The organism is Exiguobacterium sp. ZWU0009, assembly GCF_000798935.2.
Lineage (GTDB): Bacteria > Bacillota > Bacilli > Exiguobacteriales > Exiguobacteriaceae > Exiguobacterium_A > Exiguobacterium_A acetylicum.
The window spans coordinates 1426239-1449439 of the sequence record NZ_CP018057.1 but is presented as its reverse complement, the minus strand read 5'-3'; the positions used below and the strand labels follow the sequence as shown (position 1 = coordinate 1449439).

The window sequence follows — 23201 nt, the reverse complement described above, 5'->3', positions numbered from 1 at the left end:
ACTTGGCTGGTTAAGTGCATCTGACTGGTTGCATTGGTTAGATATGCATTTACAGTGCCATTTAAGAAAAAGATAGGCACTACATTACTCCTTATTTACAAAACTAATTATTTTTCATGATCGACTACATTTTTTCTCTATAAAAAAGCATCCATATCGGACGCTCTTTTTGTAGATTGAATATTTACTCTTTATTTTGAAAGATTTCTGTGTTCTCAATACGAATCGCATCTACGATACCGCAATCCATACAAAACGAAAATACTTTTTGAGCACTATGAAATGACCCTTTAGATGGCTTTAGTGGAATATAATCTGTTGCCTCTTGAAAATTAGTACTTCCGCATGATGAGCAAATTTTATTTTCCATTTAAAGTACCCCCAATAAATATTGTCTATAAAGTAATTTACATCTAATTCAATCTTATTTTATCATTCATGATATTCTGAACAAACCAATCTACCTGCCTTGAATGTAGCGATCGAACCAGCACGAGCTGCTGAGCAAGAAAAAGGATTTTCCATTGTCGCCTCTGATGTCAAGAATCCCTCTATGCATGTCGCTGAAAACGAAGGTGAAAATCCAGATTGAAGAGTAACGTCTTTTTGCGATAAAGCATCTTTTCTGTAGAGTAAATCTACATAAGAGATGCTTTTTGTGACCTCAAGTTTATTAAACAAAAAATTATCAACTGTACAAGATTAATTACGTTTTCTTATAAAAAAAGTTGATTCTGTTCGCAATCAGATTGGCTTATCAAAGTTTGGTTTTTTATCCATGCCCCACGTAAAGATCTGTGCCCGTGTATGGCGATTCGGATCGTACAGAGGATCACCCTCGATTTCAGTGTAGGTCCGTGCATGATATACAATGACATCTTGTCCCTGTTCATCTACTGTAAAGCTATTGTGCCCTGGTCCATATTGACCAACCTCTTCATTCGTCGCAAATACGGGTGACGATGATTTTTCCCAAGCATCCGGATTCAATAGGTCTGCGTCTTCTGAGGCACTCAACATACCCATGCAATAATTCTCATCCGTTGCACTAGCGGAATACGTAATGAAGATTTGTCCATGACGCTTCAGGACTGCCGGTCCTTCGTTCACCAGAAAACCCTTTGTCTCCCAATCAAGCTCTGGCTTTGTCAACATGACTTGTGGCTTTTGAATGGTCCATGGATTCTTTAAAGTTGCAATATATAAGTTCGAGTTTCCTTCAATGGAAGGATCTTTTTGTGCCCACACTAAGTAATGAACGTCTTGATGTTCAAAGACGGTCGCGTCAAGAGCAAATGAATCCCACTGTGTTTTTATTTGTCCGCGTTCTAACCATTCGCCTTCTAGAGGATTATCCGAACTATTCTCTAAAACGAACATCCGATGATCAAAGAGTCCGTTTACAATCTCGCGTGACTTCGCAGCCGCAAAATAAAGATACCATTTCCCATGAATACGATGTAATTCGGGTGCCCAAATCAGATCACTCATAGGGCCAGTTTCTGGTTTAATCCATGATGTCACCGCTTCTGCATCCCTTAGTTCATGGAGAGATCTAGCACGACGCAATTCGATTCGATCGTATTCAGGAACAGACGCTGTAAAATAATAATAACCGTCAGAATGCAGATACACCCATGGATCTGCCCGTTGCTCTAAAACAAGATTTCGATCCTCTGTCTTGTTCATCGTGTGACCTCCTCGTTGACCATCCTGTTTTCAAAAACAGGCACATCTCCCTGCCAAGAAAATGGTCGTACATACGTATGACGATTCGGATCCCATAATGGATCCCCTTCGATTTCTCTATAGTTCCGTGCATGATAAACAATCATATCGGTCCCATCTGCGAGTGTCGTGAAACTGTTATGACCTGGTCCGTATTCACGGATTGACTCATTCGTCGTAAGAACGGGTTGCGGGTATTTTTCCCAATGAGTAGCATCTAACACATCCTCTTTTTCATTGATACGAAGAAAACCTACACAATAATTATGATCCGTCGCGCTTGCTGAAAACGTGACATATATATAGCCATTTCGCTTTAAGACAGCAGGTCCTTCGTTTACAAGAAAGCCGACTTTTTCCCAAGCATATTCCGGTGTCGCAATCATCGTTTGCGGTCCTGTCAATGTCCAAGGATTCTCCATTTCAGAAATATAGAGATTCGAGTTTCCTTCAATTTTTGGATCTTTCTGAGCCCAGATGTAATATAACCGGTTTTCATGCTCGAACGTTGTCGCATCGAGGGCGAATGATTCTTGCCATGTCTTGATTTGTCCTTTTTCCGTCCATTGACCTTCCAGCGGATTGGCTGAACTATTTTCGAGAACGTACATGCGATGATCAAAAATAGCATCTTCACGTGCCGCCGCGAAATAAAGGTACCATTTCCCTTGAATGTGATGTAATTCTGGTGCCCAAATGTTAGCGCTCATGATTCCGGTCGAACGCTTCTGCCATACGACTTTCTCTTCTGCTTTAGTCAACTCCCCGATCGTCTGAGCACGACGCAGCGGAATACCGCTAAAGTCAGGTAAGGACGCCGTAAAGTAGTAATAGCCATCTGTATGCCGCATGATCCATGGATCCGCGCGTTGTTCTACGATTGGATTTACGATTGTCTCTGTCATAATGAACGCTCCTCTGTTTCAAAGTGGCTCGTCTGTAAGCTCATCTGTTTTAACAGCGTGTGTCTCTCTCGAAGACGATATGCTTCTCTCTTGCTACTCGCTAGGAGAAGAGACGAAATACCGATTTCCTCTGGCTGAAGAGGTGCTTGTAACGAATTAAAAATGGACTCCAACTTCTGTCTTGTTGGCATTTGAGTGACCCAATCACCTAGCTCCTTTGGTACATCAGATTGTTCTTGGATCATCGCTCTATAAGTATCGATAAGTTCCATCGTCGCAATCGCTACTTTTGTACCGTGTAAGACGGCTGGACGGTCATGCGTTAAGAAATCCATCTCCCAATAATGAGAGAGGTGGTGTTCTCCACCAGATGCAGGATGTGAATGCCCAAAAATCAACATCGCAATTCCTGATAAGATCAGTGAATCCATCAGTTGATCCAAACCTTCCGCTCTTTCTGCATAGATATCTGGTAGAGCTTTTACACAATCGGATAAAGCAATTTCTGTCAATCGAGCAACTACAGGACAAAAGGGTTCTTGTCCATCAAAGGCACCAAAACGCCAATCCAGTAAGGAAGTGTACTTCCCAAGCATATCCCCGACACCTGCTGCTATTAACGCCCGAGGTGCATCACGGATAATGTCACTTGGGATGAATACGGCAATTGGTGAGACGAGCTGATAGGTGATTTTTTTCCCTCTTATAATTAAGGGAGCTCCTTTCGAAGTAAACCCGTCCACCGAAGGAGCGGTCGGAACAGACAGAAATGGGATTTTTGCTTTCGCAGCACAAAACCGCGTCACATCATGAATCGTCCCTGCTCCGAGTGCAATCAACGCATCCACACTATCGTCCAACTCGAGCATTACTTGTACAACTGATAGTTCATCAGCTAAGACATCCCCTTGCTTGTTCGGCGAGAGCGTGACTATTGATACGTCAATTCCTACTGTCATTAATGCTTTCTTCAGTGGAGAATAACCGACCATCTGCGTATTGACATCACCAATGACGAGGAGGTGCCGCCACTCTTTTTGCTGCACAAACTCGACCACTGATTGCCATACTTTTTCAGAGGCACTGATTTGTTCAATCGTAATGGGGTAATGTAGATTTCCACACGAACAAGTAGCAACCTGCTTTTGTATCTGTTCGAGGTTCATCGACTGACTCCTTTCCCAACGCGATATTCCGTTTCCCAATGATACGTCTCTCCTGCTAATAATCGAATGGATGAAAAATTACTGTGATGAACGGCGTCCGGAAGATGTTGCGGCTCGAGACAAACACCATAATATTTTCGAGAGCTTCCCTCACGTAAGATCGTTTCTTCATTCATCTGGTTTCCTGAATAGAGCACAAGAGCTGGTGCAGTCGTAGACAACATCAAGGAACGCTTACTTTCAGGATCGTACAGCGTCGCTTTTCGTTGGTCGTCGAATAAAAATGGATGATCATAACCATTGACGAGTTGATTTTGTGGATGGCTTGAAGCTGGACCATCTCCTAGCATTCGTCCTGATTGGAAGTCAAAAGGGGTCTGATCGACATCCAATAGGCGTCCTGTAGGAATCAAATCATCTCGCAGCTCAGCAAATTGATTAGCCGGTAACGTCAATTCATGTCCTAAAATATCACGACTTCCACCACTTAGATTAAAGTACGTATGATTTGTCATATCGCATACCGTATCAGTGTCACTGATTGCTTCATACGTAATTTTGACACCGTCAGCTAACAATTCAAACGATGCTCTGACATCGAGTGTACCCTTATAGCCATTCTCACCATCAGGACTTACATACCGAAGAACGAGATGAGTATTGGATACGTCTTCCATTTTCCAGAATTGACAGTGGAGACCGTCTCCCCCGTGAAGATGATGCTTCCCTTCGTTTTGAGGCAGATGGTACGTTGCACCGTCCATATCGAATGTCCCGTCCTCGATTCGACCAGCGACACGTCCGACAGTCGCTCCCAAGTAATACGTGTCTGTCTTGTATTCTTCAACCGTATCGTATGACAAAATGAGATTTTTCCATCCCTCATCTTGAATCGAAAACTCTTGCAGGGTTGCTCCATATGTCAAAATGCGTAAACGACACATATCGTTCTCGAGCGTAAACGCCGTCTGATCTACTACTTCTTGTCGCTCCATCTCAAGTCGCTCCTTTTTCACCAAACCTTCACCGGGCAATGCTTTGTTGCAAGGCGTGCCCGGTAAGAGACATAGCACCCGCACTTCAAACAGGTATCGTCCTGATAAAACGGACAGACTGCACATTGACGAAGACGTTCCTGATACTCAGCGTCCGTGACTTGCGGCATGACTTCCGCGTCGATGGTTAATAACCAATCAGTGTCTACTTTTGTCGGTGGACAAGTACGACACCGTCTTGTCTCGACGACTTTCATCTTAGCGAACCGCCACTGTGATGACGCTCATCGCCGGAACATCCATGATGAGCTTTCCGTCTTCTGTCACCTGGACCTCATGATCACGCGGCGCAACCACATCTGGTTGTTCAAACGTGTTATGGGCATTGAGATGATCTGCTGTTAAAATACGTGCAGATACGTTAGAAATCGTCCCCATTCCCCGCAAATCAATTTCTACTTTATCGCTATTTTGATGATCAAGCTGGCAGAGGCTAATGTGCAATACACCATCAGCATCGCGAGAAGCTGTCGCGTTTACAGAAGGAATCGATTCTTCTTTAGCTACATAGTCACGCGTGATGGCTGCTAGCTCGACTCGTTCAGCATCTTGGTGAACGCGATACATCTCAAAGACATGGTACGTTGGCGTAAGAATGAACTGGTCACCCTCCGTTAAGATCATTGCTTGAAGCACATTGACCATTTGTGCGATGTTCGCCATGTGAACGCGGTCATTATGCTTATGGAAGATATTGAAGTGAATCGCTGCGACAAGTGCATCTCGGATTGAGTTTTGTTGATACAAGAAGCCTGGGTTTGTTCCTGGTTCAACGTCGAACCACGTTCCCCATTCATCAACAATGAGACCGACGCGCTTTTCTGGATCATACTGGTCCATGATTTGCCCATGCTTTGTGATCAGTTCATCCATGTAATAAGCACGTTTTAGGGTGATGAACCATTCATCTTCCGTAAAATCTAACGCTGATCCCTTACCTAACCAAAAATCGCCCGGAATCGTATAATAGTGCAGACTAAGACCATCCATCATCGTACCCGCTTCACGCATGAGAACTTCAGTCCATTTGTAATCATCAATGTTTGCACCACCAGCAATCTTATAGAGTTGATTGCCATCATAATTGCGGACATATGTCTGATAGCGACGATATAGATCGGCGTAATACTCCGGACGCATATTCCCACCGCAACCCCAGTTCTCGTTACCAACACCGAAATACGTAAGCGACCACGGCTCTGTACGGCCATTCTCCTGACGCCAGTTCGCCATCGGTGATTCTCCATTGAACGTCATATATTCGACCCATTCAGACATTTCTTGGACGGTCCCACTTCCAACGTTTCCACAAATATAAGGCTCACACTCTAGTAATTCACAAAGGCGCATAAATTCATGGGTTCCGAAATGATTGTTTTCGACGACGCCACCCCAATGTGTATTGACCATCCGCTTTCGGTTTTCATTTGGTCCAATACCATCTTTCCAATGATACTCGTCTGCAAAGCATCCACCCGGCCATCGTAAAACCGGAATGTTCAATTTCTTCAATGCTGTCAATACATCGTTCCGAATGCCATCTGTATTCGGTATGGATGATTCTGGACCAACCCAAAGTCCTTCATAAATACAACGTCCAAGGTGTTCCGCAAAGTGCCCATAGATATGCTTACTGATTTTACCTTTTGGTAAATCTACATTGACGATTAGTTGTGTTGCAGCTTCTTTTGTATTTAGTGTTGATGTGACGAGTTGGTTATTCATAGTATCTCCTCCAAGAAAAGGGACCTAGGAAGGCCCCTATAAATTATGGTCGATAGTACAGTTCATTCCAACGTAACTCATTATTAAATCGAACCGTCTCCGTTTCTTTATCGATGACAGCAATTTCAATGTTCAGAAGTTCTGCGAAGTCGCGTAGTTGTTCAGTCGTCACTTCATAGGAGTAACAAGTATGGTGCGCTCCCCCGGCTTGGATCCAGTTTTCGACAGCTTGAGCCATCGATGGTTCTGTTTTCCATAGAACACGTGCCACAGGAAGATTCGGCATTGCTTCATCCGGTTGGATACCCTCGACTGTGTTTACCAAGAGTCGGAAGCGATGTCCTAAATCAATCAAACTAGCGTTCAATGCCTTGCCATTCTGTCCTTCGAATACCATCCGCGCTGGCGCTTCACGATCTCCGATTCCGAGAGGATGTACCTCGATTCTAGGCTTATCGACCGCAATGGTCGGACAGATTTCGAGCATATGCGCCCCTAAGACCATTTCGTTGCCTGGTTCAAAGTGATAAGTATAATCTTCCATGAAAGATGTCCGTTCGTTGCTCGCCATGATTTTCATAAGACGAACAAGCGCTGCGGTTTTCCAGTCTCCTTCTCCAGCAAACCCGTACCCTTGCTCCATCAATCGTTGAACGGCTAGCCCAGGTAGTTGCTTGATGCCATGTAGGTCTTCGAAGGTTGTCGTGAAGGCAGTGTATCCACCAGCTTCAAGAAAAGCCTTCATGCCGAGTTCGATGCGACCTTGATAGCGAACCGATTCCTGGAATGCTTCTTCTTCCATTCCAGTATTCGTCACTTCATACCGCGTGCGATATTCTTCCATCAAGTCATCTAAATCTGACTCCGATACCGCATTCATGTAGGTGACGAGATCGCCGACACCATACCCATCAACCGTCCAGCCCAGTTGAATCTGCGCTTCGACTTTGTCACCTTCTGTCACTGCTACATTCCGCATGTTGTCACCGAATCGCGCGACTTTTAAGTTCTTACTTTCCGCTAACGCATGCGCTACATTCATCCAAGATGACATCTTTTGACGTGTGAGTTCATCTTCCCAATGACCGACGAGCACTTTTCGCTTCACGTTCATTCGACTTGTGATAAAACCATGTTCACGATCACCATGCGCCGACTGATTGAGGTTCATGAAATCCATATCGATCGCATCCCACGGGATGTCACGATTGAACTGTGTCCCAAAATGGAGCAATGGTTTTTGTAAGACACGCATCCCACTAATCCACATTTTCGATGGTGAGAAGGTATGCATCCATGTGATCACACCGGCACAGGCATCATCAGCATTCGCCTGCAACATCATCTGCCGAATTTCTTCTGCATTTTTGACCACTCCTTTGTAAACAATTCGATCCCGGAAGACGTCCGCTGCATCTAATCCTGAGACCATCTCTTTTGAATGTGTTTCGACTTGACGAATTACCTCCTCACCGTAGAGCATCTGGCTTCCTGTCACGAACCAAAATTCGTGTGTGTTTGCTGTCAACATTTAAAATCCCCCTCATCTAGCTATGTGCACCTATCATTTCTGACCGTAGTAGGCGTTTGCTCCGTGTTTGCGCAAGTAGTGTTTATCTAAGATGCTTTGTTTGATGGGTGCTAATCCTGGATTCAGATTCAAGGCATGAATACCCATCTTGGCTACTTCCTCAAGTACGACTGCATTGTGCACGGCTTCATCCGCATGCTTCCCCCAACAAAAAGGTGCATGATTTGCGACCAGCACACCTGGTACAGCAACAGCTTCCAAGTGTAGTTCGTTCAACGTCTCAATGATGACGTTTCCGGTTTCTAACTCGTACGCCGTCTCGATCTCTTCATCAGAGAGTTCACGTGTACACGGAATTTCTCCATAAAAGTAGTCGGCATGTGTCGTTCCGAATGCAGGAATTGCTCGTTTTGCTTGCGCCCAGCTTGTCGCCCAAGGGGAATGCGTATGGACAATGCCTCCAATCTCAGGCAGAGCACGATACAAAGCCAAATGTGTTGGCGTATCAGAAGATGGACGTAGATCACCCTCGACAACATTGCCTTCTAAATCGACTACGACTAAATCATCTATCGTCAAAGCGTCATAGGGGACACCACTCGGTTTGATAACGACTAAACCCGCATTTCGATCAATCCCACTGACGTTTCCCCACGTAAAGGTGACTAAGTCATGCTTTGGCAATGCTAGGTTCGCTTCAAGCACTTCTTCTTTTAATTGACGACTCACCATACAGGTTCTCCCTTCTGACGCGACGCTTCAGCTTTGATTTTCTTTAATCGCTTCATCACATCGTTTTCTCCACGACCGAAATAATCGTATAGTTTCGTATACTCAGCGAACAACGCCTCATACACTTCAACGTTTTCTGGAATCGGAAGATATGTTTTTTCTTTTACACGTCCCATCTTCGTCGCTGCTTCCGTGATGGTGGCATAACCGCCTCGTTCTGCTCCTGCGGCTACGGCACCGAACATGGCAGATCCTAAAGCGGGGGTTTGAGAAGAGGCTGAAATCTTGATTTCCATGTTTAGAACGTCAGCATAAATCTGCATCATCAAGGCATTCTTCTCCGCAATTCCTCCTGCAGCGTATACTTCGTGGACGGGAACACCGCTTGTGCGGAACGCTTCGACAATCGTTCGCGTGCCATAGGCCGTCGCTTCAATCAATGCGCGGTAGATATCTTCTGGTTTTGTCAGTAATGTTGAACCTAGAAGTACACCCGTCAGATTTGTATCCACTAGTGTAGAACGATTTCCGTTCCACCAATCAAGGGCGATCAATCCATGTTCACCGACGCGTTGCATCGTTGCCTTATCGGTTAATAATTGATGCGTACTAACTCCTTGAAGAGTTGCTTCTTGCAAATAGTCACTTGGTACACAGTTTTCGATGAACCATTCAAAATGATCTCCGACACAGGACTGACCAGCTTCGTACCCCATATACCCTGGTAAGACTCCGTCTTCGACGATCCCGCACATACCGGGTACGACCTGCTCCTCTTCACCAAGCAGGATATGACAAGTAGAGGTTCCCATCACCATCAACAACTTACCGGGTTCCGTGATTCCAACGGCAGGTACTGCAACATGCGCATCAACATTTCCTACTGCAACGGCAGTTCCCGGAAGGAGACCGATTCGTTCTGCAAAGGATATCGTTAATTCTCCTGCTTTGGCCCCGATTGGTGCAATGTCATTGGAAAGCTTCTCTTCAACTACGTTCTCAAGTCGTGGATCTAACGCTTTAAAAAACTCATTTGAAGGATAGCCTTCCTGTTTGTGCCAGATCGCTTTATAGCCAGCCGTACAACTATTGCGTACCACTTTTCCAGTCAATTGAGAAACGACCCAATCCGTCGCCTCTAAAATTTCGTGAGCAGCCTCGTAAATGGAGGGTGCTTCGTTTAGAATTTGCCAGACTTTTGGAATCATCCATTCGGATGAGATTTTCCCGCCGTAACGCTTTAAAAAAGGTTCTTCGCGTTCAGTCGCAATACGGTTCAAAGCGTCTGCCTCGTCTTGAGCTGCATGATGCTTCCACAACTTCACATAGCTATGCGGATTATGTTGATACTCTTCATGGAAGCACAACGGATTTAAATCGGCATCGATCGGTAGAATCGTACAAGCTGTAAAATCGATGCCGAGCCCGATGACTTGTTCTTTCGTGATACCTGCCTCTTTGACAACTGCCGGGATCGTCATTTCCAGGACCTCTAAATAATCACGCGGATGTTGGAGTGCCCAGTCATGTTCAAGCCGTGTTTTTCCATCAGGCAAAAATTGATCCATCACTCCATGTGTGTATGGTTTGACTGCAGTCGCCACTTCGTGACCTGTTTCGACGTCAATCAAGACGGCTCTACCTGATTGCGTGCCATAATCAATTCCGATTGTATATTTCGACATTTCATCACCCTACTCCCAAAAAGAATACGCTTACATTTCAGAAGAAAAAATAAAGTGTGTGGGCACTCTCTTGTTTTCATCCGGACAAATAATCAAAATCCATGCAGAAAATTTAAATAAACAATAAATTTGTACGTATAACTTACACTATGATTGTATCAATTATTTAGGAATATGCAATCATTTTTCAGAAAAATACGCATTTTTTGACGTTTTTTTCTATCTATCAGATGATCAACCTTCTTTAATACATTCATTTGTCCGTACAAATGATGGGTTCAACGTCTTTTTGCCCAAACTGCTGTTCCATCCTTACTAAGACCTGTCATGATGATCGTTGATTTCCAATTTTCCCAATCCCATGCTGCACCAACCTGTAACTCGTATGTCTCCTGTCCTATGCGTAATTCAAGGATGCTTCCCTTTAGTTGCCATGAACCCTTCTTACCCAAAAGACTGCCATCCATTTGCAACTTTAGCTTTCTTGATTGTTGCTGACCGTCATCAAAGCGCGGGAAAGCAATGATCTCCCATTCTCCAACGATCTGCTCTTTTTGAACATTGATTTTCTTTTCACCTGCGTATCGTTCGGGCGAAACCACTGGCCATCCATCTTTTGTCCAATACACTTTCCTCACCTGCAATTGCGACCAGTAGATATCTTCACTTGGTCGAGCTTGATGAATAATAAAGGTATCTTTTCCATCCTGTAAAAATGCAGAGTGACCGGTCCCTACATAACCGTCGTCTTCTTCAAAACGGTAGGAGCCTACAATTTTTACACCAGTATCAAAAGATTCATTTGAAGTATCACGTAGATCACGACCACGTGAATCAACGTAAGGTCCATTGATTGATTTCGAGCGCCCAATCCTTACATTATACGAATCTTCTAGCCAACCGTATGAAACCATCAAGTAGTAGTAACCTGTCTTTGCGTTGAAAAGAATTTCTGGGCCTTCAATTCCCATCGTCATATCTTTTCGCTTAGCCAGCAACTCCCCTTCTGATGACTTTTTCATCAGCTTTCCTGTATTCGGATTGATTTCCGTCAAGAAGATACCGCCAAAATAGGAACCATACGTCATCCACCATTTCCCCGTTTTATCTTGGAGCACATGAGGATCAATCGCATTGACTGATTTTCCATCTCCTTCTTTTGAGGCGATGACGACTCCCTGATCGTGCCATGGACCCTCAATATTTGAAGCGCTCGCCATTCCAATATACGAGGTACGACTCCCGACTTTTGAGACAGAATAGTAAAGGTAGAATGTATCCTTGATCTTCGTAATAGAAGGGGCCCAAAACGTATTTCCTCCTGTCCATTTGAATGCTTCTTGAGAGACTTCGTCAAATACACGTCCTGTAAATTGCCAGTTAATGAGATCTTTTGATTTTCGAATCTGGATGCCCGGTGTCGGTGGACCTCCTACCATATAATCTGTCGAAAACACATAATAGGTATCACCTTCTTTTATGATCGCTCCGTCATGCGCAAAGTTTGTAGTCCATTTCTTTTCCTGATTCAAAATATCAGGTTGTACGTCTGCTACTTCCTTATCGAATGGCGCTTTCGGTAATTCCAAATCTTCGAGAGACGCATTCGTAGACCACCAAAAAAAAGAGCACCCTGCAATGAATAAGACAATGATCCCCATCATCATTTTTTTCATATTGTTTTTTTTCCTCCTTTAATCACAAACACCCGCCTTTACTTAAGACGGGTGTTTCATCTTTTCGTTACAGCTCAACCTTTAACGCCAGAAATGGCAATCGATTCGATGATTTGTTTTTGAAAGATCATGAAGACGATCAGCATTGGTAATAAGGCGACAACAGACGCGGCCATGATTAACGGATAATCACTTTGAATAGCATAGGATGCATTAAAGTTGGCGATGACCAATTGCAGGGTTTGTTTTTCGGGAGAATTGAGATAAAGAATCGGACCGAGATAATCGTTCCAAATCGCCATGAACCATAAAATCAATTGTGCAGCTACAGCGGGCTTGATCAATGGAAAGACGATTTTATAAAAGATTTGAAAATAGGAACAACCGTCAATTTTAGCCGCTTCGATGATAGAATTCGGAATACTGTTCAAGAATTGGCGTAAGAAGAAAATCATGAAGATATTCCCGAACAAACCAGGTACGATCAACGGAAGAAGGGTATCGACCCACCCGATTTCCGAGAACATCATAAACTGCGGAATCATCAGGACAGGATACGGAATCATGACAGATGCGAACAAAAGAAGAAAGATTTTATTTTTTCCTCTGAAATTCAACTTAGCGAACGCGAATGCCGCAAGACTCGAGGTGAACGTTCCAACGATCGTGACAGATAACGCGACGATCAGACTGTTCGATATACCAGACAACAGCGGACCCATATTCCAAATCTCCATATACTTATTGAACGATATGTCTGTGGGAATCCAAACCGGTGGAAGGGAAAACACTTCATCTTTTGACTTCAGAGAGGTCGATACCATCCACAATAATGGTGCGATCATGACGATTGCACCCATCGTCAGAAAGATGAAGACGAATATATCAGTAATTCGATCTTTTTTCTTTACGGACATCGTCTCTACTTTTTCTTTTTTACGGGTAAGGGCTAACTGCATGGTCATTCTCCTTTCTAAGGTATGAATGTCTCAATCCAAGTCAAATGATGATTTTTCGTTCATACGGAATTGGAACAAGGTAACGATGAAAATGAAAAGACCGAGAACGAGTGCCATCGCTGAAGCATAGCCCAACTGGAAGTTTCCGAAGGACTTTTGCCAAATGTAGAAGACGGCAGAAGCAGAGGAATACTCCGGTCCCCCTGTCGGCGTCATGACGTTGATTTCCGTAAAGATTTGCGCCCCACCAATAATATTTGTCACGATGATGAAGAAGGTGACCGGTTTAACCATTGGGAGCGTAATATACCAAAAGCAGTGCCAGGCATTCGCACCATCTAATTTTGCTGCTTCATAATACGAACGCGGTACACTCTGCAAGGCTGCCAAATACAAGAGCATCGTATAGCCAAGACCTTTCCAAATCGCCATAACGATCAATGCCGGCTTAACGGTATTGGCATTTTGAAGCCAGTTCGGACCATCAATACCAATCAAGTCCAAGAACTGATTCACCAAACCATAATCACCGTTATATGCCCACTGCCACAAAATCGAGACAGCCGCGATGGAAGAGATAACGGGAATGTAATAGATGACGCGGAACGTATTAGTACCAAAAATCCCTCGATTCAACGCGAGGGCAAGGAGAAGTGCTAATACGATGCCAATTGGAATCCCGATCATCATGAACAGCGTGTTGTACATGGCTTTATAAAAATACTCATCTTGAAACACATTAATAAAATTTTCTAGTCCGATGAACTTCATTTGTCCGAGTCCGTTCCAGTTCGTGAATGCACCATAGAAGGAATACATTAACGGAATTAACGCAAATAGAAAGAACCCAATCACCGGAGCCGCAACGAATAGATAGGCATACCGTTGCTCCGTACGATATAACTTGGGAATCGGTTTTGTCTTCATTGTCTTCCATCCTTTCTACGCTAGAGATTTAGGTGGCGACTTACGCCACCTAAATCATCATCTCTAGTTAGTTCGCCTGTTTCTCTTGTGCGATGGCATCATCTAGCAACTTTTGCATTTTCGGTTGCTCTTTTTTTACATAGTCTTCAACTGATGTTTTTCCATCGAGTACAGGCTGGATGTTTTTGAAGAACTCGTCATACCATTCAGCAGTATACGTTTTTTCTGCCGGGAGACCACGTCCATAATCATTAATCAAATCAAGGAATTCCTGTTTGTTGGCAGGCTTGATTGATGTGTCCTCCACCCAAGTTTTTGCGATTTCCATGCTGTTTGGTAACTGAACTTGCGCATCCACTAAAGCTTGTTGTCCTTCTTGGTTAGCAGATAAGTACATGGCTAGTTCTGTTGCTTCTTTTTGATGTTGCGTCGTTGATCCTACACCAATCCCGAGTGAGCCGACCCACCCTGCTGGTTTACCTGTTGATCCCGCTGGCCACGGAAGAAGGTCATACTCAAACTTCAATTGATCTTTAAAAGCTGCCATATCCCAAGGACCAACAGGGAAAAACGCAAGTTGTCCTTTCATCCAGCGTTGATAGGTATCGAGTGTTTGTGATTCTCCGATTGATGGAGTGATTTTATGCTTTAGTTGCTGGTCTACGAAAAATTGGAGAGCTTCGATGAATTTTGGATCGTCAATCGTTACTTTCGTTCCCTCTTCGTTGATCCAATCTGCTCCGTTGCTCCAAACGAACGGTTGCAATGCCCAGTTCACATTAAATCCTGTACCGTACTGATCCATTTTTCCATCGCCATTCGTATCTTTCGTTAACTTTTTAGCTACTTGAATGAATTCGTCCCATGTGTACGGTTTGTCCTTATCCGGAAGCGGTACCTCCGCTTTCTCGAACATCGTTTTATTATAGCCAAGCGCAAATGGTCCTAAATCTTTGGGTAGACCATATATAGCCCCTTTGCCAAGTACCTTTCCATCATAGCGGTACTTATCGACCCCTTTTTTCCAGATGTCTTCTAACTGGATGTCTTTCGATCCTTCGACGTTCTTTGTAATATCTAGTAGTACACCTGAGTTCACGTAAGCTTTGACTTGAGCCGGATTGTAAAAGAAGACATCTGGCACTTTCCGTCCTGCAATTGCAGATTTTAATTTCGTATCATATTGATCTGGAGCTGTTTGTACCATTGTCACTTTAACGTCTTTATTGGCTTCTTCAAATCGTTTTACTGTTGCTTTGTACGCTTTTAATTCTTCAGGATTCCCGCGAAACATGAATGTGAGTTCGACTTTCCCGTCAGCACTTTTGCCATCTCCCGAACAACCAGCTAATGCTATCGATGTAGTCATCAAGGCAGTCATGGTTAGCGCAAACATTTTCTTTGATTTAATGTTCATTGTGAATTCCTCCATTGATTTAGTTTTCAGTGTCAAAGCGGAATTAAGATGTACGTACATATTTATTTAAGTAAAAACAATGTTTTTTATAGCGATGCCCACACAACGCTATAAGAAAGACAATTAAAACGATTTAAATGAACAATGAAAGCGTTTTCTGCACAATTTGAGTCTATTACACACATTCGGACATGTCAATTCGATTTTTTGTCATTTATTTCTTTTTTGTACGTACATTTAATTAGTATATCTATTGATTTTCTCTTAAATCCATAGCAAACCGGACAAATATTTGCTAATATGTAAGTACTATCACATCTTGTACGGATAAGTTTGCTGTTACAAGAAAGAAAGCAGGGACGCCTCATGGCACAACGGACAAAATATAGTATCGTTAAAGATCATATTCTCGATTGGATTAAAGATGGCACAGTACGTCCGGGCGAAAAAATTCCTCCTGAAAGTGAGCTTGTACAATCCTTTAAAGTTAGTCGCCACACGATTCGTCAAGCAGTTGGAGAACTTGTAAATGAAGGATACCTGTACCGCGAACAAGGATCAGGAACTTACTGCTCCCAAGTACTTCCTACACTAGAAGCTGAGATAACTGAACGTGCTAATAATGGAAAAAATATCGGTGTCATTACAACGTATATGTCTGATTACATCTTTCCATCTATCATTCGAGGAATTGAATCGCATTTAGCTTCAAAAGGGTATACGCTGACACTTTCGTGCACAAACAATGATGTAGACAAAGAACGTCAATGCCTCGAAATGATGTTAGATCGTCAAATTGATGGATTAATTGTTGAACCTACGAAAAGTAGTAACTATAATCCGAACATCAAATACTATCTAGAACTTGAGCAGCAAAACATTCCCTATTTGATGATCAACCAATATTACTCTCAACTAATGCCTCCTCATCTTATGATGGATGACGAAAGAGGTGGATTTTTAGCAGCGGAACATCTAATCAACCTTGGTCATGAACGGATCATAGGCTTGTTTAAGACGGATGATTTACAGGGTGTTTATCGAATGCGTGGATTCCTTCGTGCGTTTCGTGAATACAACATTCCTTTAGAGCCAGAATTAATCATTACCTATACAACGGAAGAGTTAATTCCAAGTTTTTATGATTCGATTGGACGTCTCTTTGAAAATGGAAAGCATCGACCAAGTGCTGTGGTTTGTTACAATGATCAATTGGCATTAAGTGTCTTGGATCAGTTACGGAAGCTACATCTATCTGTTCCTCGAGATGTCTCTCTCGTGGGTTATGATGATTCCGTACTTGCAGTGGCAACGGAAGTGAAATTGACTTCGATCATTCACCCGAAACAAGAACTTGGACGCGCTGCAGCAGAACGGATTATTGCAGCGGTGGAAAAAAAAGAAGCCCCTCCATCTCACATTTATGAACCGGAATTAATTATTCGTAACTCAACAGCACCATTTAATCGTCTCGAATCTAAATCTAGTTAATTTTTGAGCAGAACTTCGGGGGAGGTACTTATGAACTTAAGACATGAACAAAACAAACTATTCCAGCTACTTGAATTCACTACTGGACTCGTACAGTTGAACTTCATTTTTTTTATCACCCTTTTACCAGTCATCACGATTTTCCCAGCTCTTTATGCACTAACTGCCGTCACAAGACAGTGGTCAGTTCATCAAGATTACAGTGTTTTTCGAGCCTACATTCGTTTTTTTAAAGAAGCGATGCAATCCCATTTTAAATTCGGCATTTTGTGGACCTTCATCTTACTGTTTTTACTTTTTGATTTTTTAATCATTCGTCACTTAGAGACAGGACAGACCTTCTTATTTACGAGTCTTTCAATCGTCAGTCTGTTCTTCTTGGCTATTTCCGTTTTCTTATTTCCGATTCTCTCGCATTATGAGCTAAAAAAAAAGGATGCCCTTAAGCTAGCCCTTTTTAGTCTAGTACGCTATGGATACATTTTATTGTTTTCATTTCTTCTACTAGCAACATTGAGTGTCTTAACATATCAATCACCACTTTATTTGCTGTTCGGCTTTTCATTTGTTATTTTTCTTACTACCAAACTGTATTTGCATCAATTGGATCGCGTGATGCTTGAATCTTAATCGTTGTTGGATCAGAGCTCTCACAATTACAACATATCTGTTTTCTTAGTATGAATTTTAATTTTAAAACATCAAGATAAAGAGAGCTCTCGATCATCGAGAGCTCTCTTTAATTACTCATCAACTATTTTTACATACTTGTATGGGTGATTTTTATAATTTGCTATAAAGTCAAAACCATCTCCATCGTGACCTAATGTTAGAAAGTATGTTTCTGTAGTAGAACTAAGAAATTCATATATCTTTATTTGTTGAAATAACCATACTGTATCCATTAAATGAGTCTAGATAAATCAAGCTTATATACTCGTACAACTCATTTTTATTACTAATCTTAAGTTTGTATAGATAGCAACCTAGAACAATTTCATCCACATTTGATATAGAAGAAATAAAAGTATTTTTTTCATGGCTTAGTACATAAATATATTCCCATAAGACAGTAGTAACGACTGGGAGAATGACTCCTTCAACATCATCTAATAGATATTGAAAAGTATCATCTGCAGCAAGTCTTTCTGCTTTTCTGGAGCTACGATTAGTAAATTGTTCGCTTCTGTAGTCTCTTTAAAAAATTCTTCGTTTCGAAAGCCCGCTAAAAAAATTGTTCGTCCAAATGTTACTGTTCCTCTACAGCCTTGACCATCATTCTTACTGTAATGATCACCATCACACGAATGCTCATAAGCAAAATCAGGGTTATTCGCGACAAAGATAGCATGGGCGATAGAGGCGAGAATACATCCCTGCCATACGTTTTGACGATTTCAAGCACATAATTCATTAATGAAAAATCAGAAGAGTCAACACAAAAATCTTCAGTTTCTTCCCCCTTACGTGACAACCGATAAATTAGCTTTCTTTTGCAAAGAAACTAGATCGTTTACTGTAATTGCGCGATATAATCAAAATTTTAGTTGAAGTTTTTTCTACACTTCTGATGATAACGGTTTTCGATATTTTGGAGTTCCTTTACCCAGTCGCGTATATCTTCCTCACAATGAAGATATTCGGTAGGACTATTGAGCATGTCCATGCCATACACCTTAGTTAAGCCTTGGAAAACTAAAATATCGTAATCTGTAGTCTCCAAACCCTCTTCATTTTCTGATATCATCATCCATTTGTAAGCCCATTCTGAAGCTTCTTCCCTTGGTAGTTGATTTTCTAAAACCGATTCTAATTTCGATATGATGTCATGTATACGAGGCGTCTTCATTTGATTCTCCTTTATTCTCTAAACCTCTAAGATCTTCAATCAGATCATGTATGATTGATGTTTTGTCTTTCAAATAACTATCAGTAACCATTTATACGAGTGGTTTACGGTTAAAATCTACTAACTCCTCTGTCTCAAACAAAAGATCTTCGAATCGATCTGCTCCATACTTTTCAATATATTTCTCCTCGGATTCAAAAATCGGTACGAACCAGACTGGCAATACGGTGTCAGGCTCGTTCCCAACATTAGAATCTGTTTCAAATAGGCAGAAGGATTCATCAAAGTACACAGGACTTGTGACATAAACAGAGGAGAACTGATACTTTTCAAATATTCCTTCAGGGAGTGGATAGTATTCTGCTGCATCAAATGCGTGTCCTGTTCTCATAGCGTATTCAGCCAATTGCCAGAGTAGAAAAATGATCTCATCCTGAACGTCTGGTTGTTCCGCTAACATCATTATTTCTTGATGCATCAGTGAACCGTCTTCCATTCGAAGTGGATGAAAAAGTAATCCAAGGGATGCAATCGTATAGGTCTCCTTGAACGGTGCATCTTTGAATTTCAAGATTTGGACGTTCTTTTGTTCAAGTTCCTCAATTGGGAATGCTTCCGTGAATTCTCCACAATGCTTTTCTAAATGATCAAGATAATTCATTAAATCAACCTCCGTTTGGGTATCATTTTAATACTTCTAAATCAATCTGTGATTCCAACATAAATAGTCATTTCAAATTGTCATTGATTTCTTTTAATCGTTCTTCGTATTTGTAAACAGCAGCTATATCCCCACTTGAACCATATGGATTTACGACTGCTTTAGCCTCTTTTTCATCCACAAAAATTTTCTCTCCCCATAAGCCTTTTGTGATGAAATACTCTTCATCATTCGATTCTAAAGTGTCAAATAACAACGGAGTTGAAAATGTTCCTTCTTCTCGATGGTGTCTTCCAAGTACAATCCATTCCCCATTTTTTATACCATAGTAACCCGTTCTAATGACTATACAAGGTTCAGGATTTTTTTTATCTAACTCATGGAGTGAAAGAATTCTTTCTGTTCTAAGATTATAGTATTGGATGTAATCCATAGACTCTAGTTTTCCAGTCTCATGGTTCTCATCTTTAGAGATTCTCATTTCTGCATATCCATACCCTCCAAGTCGAGGTAAAGGAATCGCATAGACAACTCCTGATGATAAATTCCATCGCGAAGGTTTCTTTTTCATACGAATCGAGACGCTTGAAATCACTTCTTGTTCATCTTCTCGTGTACTCAAAAGGCTATCCAATGCATGCTCCAGCAAGTATCGCCATTCCTCAATCAAAAATTCGTGATCCACTCTCTTTTCGAATTCTTGAATTGTACTTCTCAATTGATTTACATACAGTTCTAATTGCTCTTTATTTTTCAATGTTTTGTATCCCCGTTAACTTATTATGAATTCTTAAAATCATTCATTATTTTTAATCGTTCTTCATATTTATATACAGCAGATAAATCACCGCAGGTTGCAGAAGGATTTATCACCGCTCGTGCCTTTTCTTCTTCCACAAACATTCTTTCTCCATTGATACCTCGAGTAACATAGTAGTTTTCCTCATCAGAATTTAAACTAGGTACACTACCAAATAGTAATGGTGTCTCAAACGTTTCTTTTTCTCGATGCCGTTTTCCAAGTACGATCCATTCTCCTTCTGTAATCCCGTAATACCCCGTATCTATGATGATACAAGCCTCAGGATTCTTTTGGTCTAACTCCTGGAGTGAAAGAATTCTTTCTGTTCTAAGATTATAGTATTGGATATAACCCATAGGCTCTATCTTTCCAGTCTCATGATTCTCATCTTGCGAAATTTTCATCTCTGCATATCCGTATCCTCCAAGTCGAGGTAACGGAATGGCATAGACAACTCCAGATGATAGTCTCCAACGAGTAGCCCTTTTTTTCGTTCGAATGGAGAGCTTTGAAATCATTTGCTGTGCGTCTTCACGTGTGCTCAAAAGACTATTTAATCCGTTCTCCAGAAGGTACCGCCATTCCTCAATCGAAAATTTACGTTCCATCTTCTTTTCGAATTCATAAAGTGTATTTCTTAATTGATTTACATGCTGTTCTAATTGTTCGGTCGATTCCATTGTTTTTTATCCTCCTGATCCATTACGCTAAAGATTGTTACTTGATTAGCAGCATCTTTACTTCTAATTACTGCGTTCATATTCAAAAATCACCCACGGAAACCATAAGACTGCTTCTGTCGCCTCGCCTAATTCATTACAATAATCTGAGTAACGATCCGCTTCTTCTATCGTCCGAATCAAACCATGGCTATTTAATGAGAAGTTAAAATGGTGACTGAAATCGCGTTCCAGTCCGTTACACAAATACGAATGAAATGATCCCGAATCAAATCCTAACACTTCGTACCCGATTTTTTTGGCACCGTCCGTGTCAGGACTGAGATGTTGTGATACCATTTTTCTACTCCATAAGGCTCAGGATTTTTACTACTAAAAGCCGCTATATCTTCCAGAAAATCCACTTTATACTGTTCAGGTAAACCGAGGCTGATGATGCGTATGTCAGGAAGATGATTCAAAAAACGATCTACGAACGTTTGCGCAGCATTTAAGTTAGAGAACACTTGAGGAAACAACATATCTCCTGTCTTCCGATGTTCTTCTATCCATTGTTCGAGTAACTGAAAGATGGTAAGTGAGAGACCGAGTTGATCCATATAACGGTCTTTCTTTAATTCCGAGTTTCCCCATAAGATACTGATGTCAGGATAGTGTGTACAGATGCATTCACTTACGGACAGAACGGATTCAGGAACAATCGCCTTGTCCATGTACTCTTTTCGAAGGGTTGGTAGGATGAGATAATATCCCGCAGATAGGTAGTGCATGATTCGGCTCCTTGTTATGTAAAATGAATTCAATGAGTGTATGTGATGAATTTCATTCGCTAGATTGAATAGAAAGGAAATGAAAACATGGATAAAGAACAAGAAAGAGTGCTCGTCCAATCGTTTTTCGTCAAGCGCGTTCAAGAGCGCGTTCTGCATGAACTGTTCACGCCCAAAAAACGAGATATGGCGCTTCAGCGGTTAGACCACCGGTATTTAAGCATGCTGAAGAATGATTATTTGATTGAAATCAAACCACCTAATTCATGGCCTGAGGATACGTATGATTTATTGAAGCAGCATGGTGCACCGGATACGTGCTATTGTCTATCAGAAAACGAGCTGATCAGTGGGAAAACGTTACCTCTCCGTGAGGCACTCGAACACGCCATCGGCTTTGGATTCGCCTCAATCATTTCCTGTATTCCAGGCGAATTGGCGTATTTCGAAGCGGAGCAATCTTTCGGTCCACCGCCTCGTTATTTGTTGAAGAAACCAAGCAGTCGGTAATCATCATCCTTGCATGCTTGGTTTCTGACAACTACGTCATGATCGCACGCCAAGATTTGCTGAATGCATACCAACATCCTCATGTTCCTCTTAATTTGCTTCGTATATGCCCTCTCTGAAGTCATACACTTGACTCCATATCTTGATCTTAGTGCCATTGATCGTCACCGTATCCTTCGTCCACTTCACTTCTTTTATTTCGCGACAAGGATACTCCCAGTACATTCTGCGCTTTTCTCCGTCCTTGTTCTCCATAATGCCAAGCATCGCATAATCCACCGTCGCGCCACCATTCGCGCGGTAAAAGCGAACCGTGTACGCCTGATCGGGCGAGATACTTTTGGAGATATACTCTTCTTTTGGTACAACATTGATATCAACCAAGAAAAATAGTCGATAGATTGTCCACACGACATATATCGAAAGACTTACACCTGCTATGATTCCCGTTATCTTCAGCTTTTTTCTCACTTTTCAAAACTCCAATTTTTATATATTCTTCAACATTCAATCAATCAGTCTCCCCAAAAGCAAATCAACGTATTTTGATAGACGGACGCGATGCACATCCGCTTCAACACTTCTAAAAATTGATGTAGTTCCATCATTCGATTGTCTGACTGATGCATCATCCACGGCTCATTCGCATAATGATTCGCCTGATTCATCATCCATGCTTCCTTCGGTGTGCAATAGCGTTGAATAAGCAGCTCGCAAATTCCAATTAACTCGTTCACTTCTCTCGCTAAAAACAACTTATCGGTGTAAGGATCGAGATTAATTAAGAGATCGCAACGATTGGACTCACTTGCGAAGTCTTCTTTCAAAAAGCGTTGGACATGACTCGGAAATTGGAGAATCTCTTTTTCGTTTTCTGGCAATTCTTTTAGACTCATACTGATCCCAAACATGATCGTCCTCCTTTACATCAT

24 protein-coding genes and 1 pseudogene are annotated in these 23201 nt (G+C 41.9%); 4 read left to right on the top strand and 21 right to left on the bottom strand.

Annotation, left to right across the window (positions count from 1 at the left end):
• Positions 1–184: 184 nt before the first annotated feature.
• On the bottom strand, positions 185–370 hold the full coding sequence (locus L985_RS07455; protein ID WP_035408297.1) for a hypothetical protein: 186 nt from the start codon (positions 368–370) through the stop codon (positions 185–187).
• Between the two features lie 87 nt (positions 371–457).
• On the opposite strand from L985_RS07455, the pseudogene L985_RS17230 reads away from it, so the two are divergent.
• Positions 458–592: pseudogene (locus L985_RS17230) on the top strand (methyl-accepting chemotaxis protein); the annotation flags it as partial.
• 152 nt (positions 593–744) lie between these two features.
• Here L985_RS17230 and L985_RS07445 read toward each other — a convergent pair.
• The 13 genes from L985_RS07445 to L985_RS07390 all read right to left on the bottom strand — a co-directional run bounded on the left by L985_RS07445 (position 745) and on the right by L985_RS07390 (position 15500).
• Positions 745–1689 carry a glycoside hydrolase family 43 protein gene (locus tag L985_RS07445; protein ID WP_047395653.1) on the bottom strand — a complete coding sequence of 315 codons (945 nt, stop codon included), beginning with the start codon at positions 1687–1689 and terminating at the stop codon, positions 745–747.
• Complete coding sequence (locus tag L985_RS07440) at positions 1686–2633, bottom strand: glycoside hydrolase family 43 protein (protein ID WP_047395656.1); 948 nt, start codon at positions 2631–2633, stop codon at positions 1686–1688. The genes L985_RS07445 and L985_RS07440 overlap by 4 nt, the downstream gene beginning before the upstream one ends.
• Complete coding sequence (locus L985_RS07435) at positions 2630–3799, bottom strand: sn-glycerol-1-phosphate dehydrogenase (RefSeq protein ID WP_052169498.1); 1170 nt, start codon at positions 3797–3799, stop codon at positions 2630–2632. Before L985_RS07435 ends, L985_RS07440 begins: the two co-directional genes overlap by 4 nt.
• Positions 3796–4794, bottom strand: a complete 999-nt coding sequence (locus tag L985_RS07430) for an aldose epimerase family protein (RefSeq protein WP_047395659.1) — start codon at positions 4792–4794, stop codon at positions 3796–3798. Before L985_RS07430 ends, L985_RS07435 begins: the two co-directional genes overlap by 4 nt.
• A 17-nt stretch (positions 4795–4811) precedes the next feature.
• A complete protein-coding gene (locus L985_RS16935; RefSeq protein WP_158513336.1) occupies positions 4812–5051 on the bottom strand; it encodes a DUF6171 family protein in 240 nt (79 codons plus the stop codon).
• Position 5052: 1 nt separating this feature from the next.
• On the bottom strand, positions 5053–6579 hold the full coding sequence (locus L985_RS07425; RefSeq protein ID WP_052019041.1) for an alpha-N-arabinofuranosidase: 1527 nt from the start codon (positions 6577–6579) through the stop codon (positions 5053–5055).
• 43 nt (positions 6580–6622) lie between these two features.
• Positions 6623–8110, bottom strand: coding sequence for an L-arabinose isomerase (gene araA / locus L985_RS07420; protein ID WP_047395662.1), 1488 nt, complete (start codon positions 8108–8110; stop codon positions 6623–6625).
• A 33-nt stretch (positions 8111–8143) separates the two neighbouring features.
• Positions 8144–8842: an L-ribulose-5-phosphate 4-epimerase gene (gene araD, locus L985_RS07415; protein ID WP_047395665.1), complete on the bottom strand. Its 699-nt coding sequence runs from the start codon at positions 8840–8842 to the stop codon at positions 8144–8146.
• Positions 8836–10527 (bottom strand): ribulokinase, encoded by a 1692-nt coding sequence (araB, locus tag L985_RS07410; protein WP_047395668.1) that lies wholly within the window; start codon positions 10525–10527, stop codon positions 8836–8838. The genes araD and araB overlap by 7 nt, the downstream gene beginning before the upstream one ends.
• A 278-nt stretch (positions 10528–10805) precedes the next feature.
• Positions 10806–12203, bottom strand: coding sequence for an arabinan endo-1,5-alpha-L-arabinosidase (locus tag L985_RS07405; RefSeq protein ID WP_047395672.1), 1398 nt, complete (start codon positions 12201–12203; stop codon positions 10806–10808).
• A 74-nt stretch (positions 12204–12277) separates the two neighbouring features.
• Positions 12278–13120 (bottom strand): carbohydrate ABC transporter permease, encoded by an 843-nt coding sequence (locus L985_RS07400; protein ID WP_082478680.1) that lies wholly within the window; start codon positions 13118–13120, stop codon positions 12278–12280.
• Between the two features lie 72 nt (positions 13121–13192).
• Positions 13193–14089 (bottom strand): carbohydrate ABC transporter permease, encoded by an 897-nt coding sequence (locus L985_RS07395; RefSeq protein WP_035408306.1) that lies wholly within the window; start codon positions 14087–14089, stop codon positions 13193–13195.
• Between the two features lie 67 nt (positions 14090–14156).
• A complete protein-coding gene (locus tag L985_RS07390; RefSeq protein WP_148662056.1) occupies positions 14157–15500 on the bottom strand; it encodes an ABC transporter substrate-binding protein in 1344 nt (447 codons plus the stop codon).
• Between the two features lie 372 nt (positions 15501–15872).
• Here L985_RS07390 and L985_RS07385 point away from each other — a divergent pair, with 372 nt between their 5' ends.
• Positions 15873–16997, top strand: coding sequence for a GntR family transcriptional regulator (locus tag L985_RS07385; protein WP_047395681.1), 1125 nt, complete (start codon positions 15873–15875; stop codon positions 16995–16997).
• 30 nt (positions 16998–17027) lie between these two features.
• The gene (locus L985_RS07380) at positions 17028–17627 is read left to right on the top strand and encodes a DUF624 domain-containing protein (protein WP_047395684.1); all 600 of its coding nucleotides are present in this window, start codon (positions 17028–17030) and stop codon (positions 17625–17627) included.
• 913 nt (positions 17628–18540) lie between these two features.
• Here L985_RS07380 and L985_RS07375 read toward each other — a convergent pair.
• The 5 genes from L985_RS07375 to L985_RS07355 all read right to left on the bottom strand — a co-directional run bounded on the left by L985_RS07375 (position 18541) and on the right by L985_RS07355 (position 21759).
• On the bottom strand, positions 18541–18846 hold the full coding sequence (locus tag L985_RS07375) for a hypothetical protein (RefSeq protein ID WP_052169499.1): 306 nt from the start codon (positions 18844–18846) through the stop codon (positions 18541–18543).
• Positions 18847–18937: 91 nt separating this feature from the next.
• On the bottom strand, positions 18938–19507 hold the full coding sequence (locus L985_RS07370) for a suppressor of fused domain protein (protein WP_047395687.1): 570 nt from the start codon (positions 19505–19507) through the stop codon (positions 18938–18940).
• Positions 19508–19574: 67 nt separating this feature from the next.
• A complete protein-coding gene (locus L985_RS07365) occupies positions 19575–20264 on the bottom strand; it encodes a hypothetical protein (RefSeq protein ID WP_047395690.1) in 690 nt (229 codons plus the stop codon).
• A 23-nt stretch (positions 20265–20287) separates the two neighbouring features.
• Positions 20288–20989, bottom strand: coding sequence for a hypothetical protein (locus L985_RS07360; protein WP_047395692.1), 702 nt, complete (start codon positions 20987–20989; stop codon positions 20288–20290).
• 275 nt (positions 20990–21264) lie between these two features.
• A complete protein-coding gene (locus L985_RS07355) occupies positions 21265–21759 on the bottom strand; it encodes a hypothetical protein (RefSeq protein ID WP_235609880.1) in 495 nt (164 codons plus the stop codon).
• A gap of 87 nt (positions 21760–21846) precedes the next feature.
• Here L985_RS07355 and L985_RS07350 point away from each other — a divergent pair, with 87 nt between their 5' ends.
• Entirely contained in the window at positions 21847–22269 is a 423-nt protein-coding gene (locus tag L985_RS07350; protein WP_047395694.1) for a hypothetical protein, read from the top strand.
• A gap of 90 nt (positions 22270–22359) precedes the next feature.
• On the opposite strand, the gene L985_RS07345 is transcribed toward L985_RS07350, so the two are convergent.
• Together L985_RS07345 and L985_RS07340 are read right to left on the bottom strand one after the other, a co-directional pair.
• Positions 22360–22740, bottom strand: a complete 381-nt coding sequence (locus tag L985_RS07345; RefSeq protein WP_047395697.1) for a DUF5412 family protein — start codon at positions 22738–22740, stop codon at positions 22360–22362.
• A 44-nt stretch (positions 22741–22784) separates the two neighbouring features.
• Complete coding sequence (locus L985_RS07340; protein ID WP_047395701.1) at positions 22785–23180, bottom strand: hypothetical protein; 396 nt, start codon at positions 23178–23180, stop codon at positions 22785–22787.
• Positions 23181–23201: the final 21 nt, after the last annotated feature.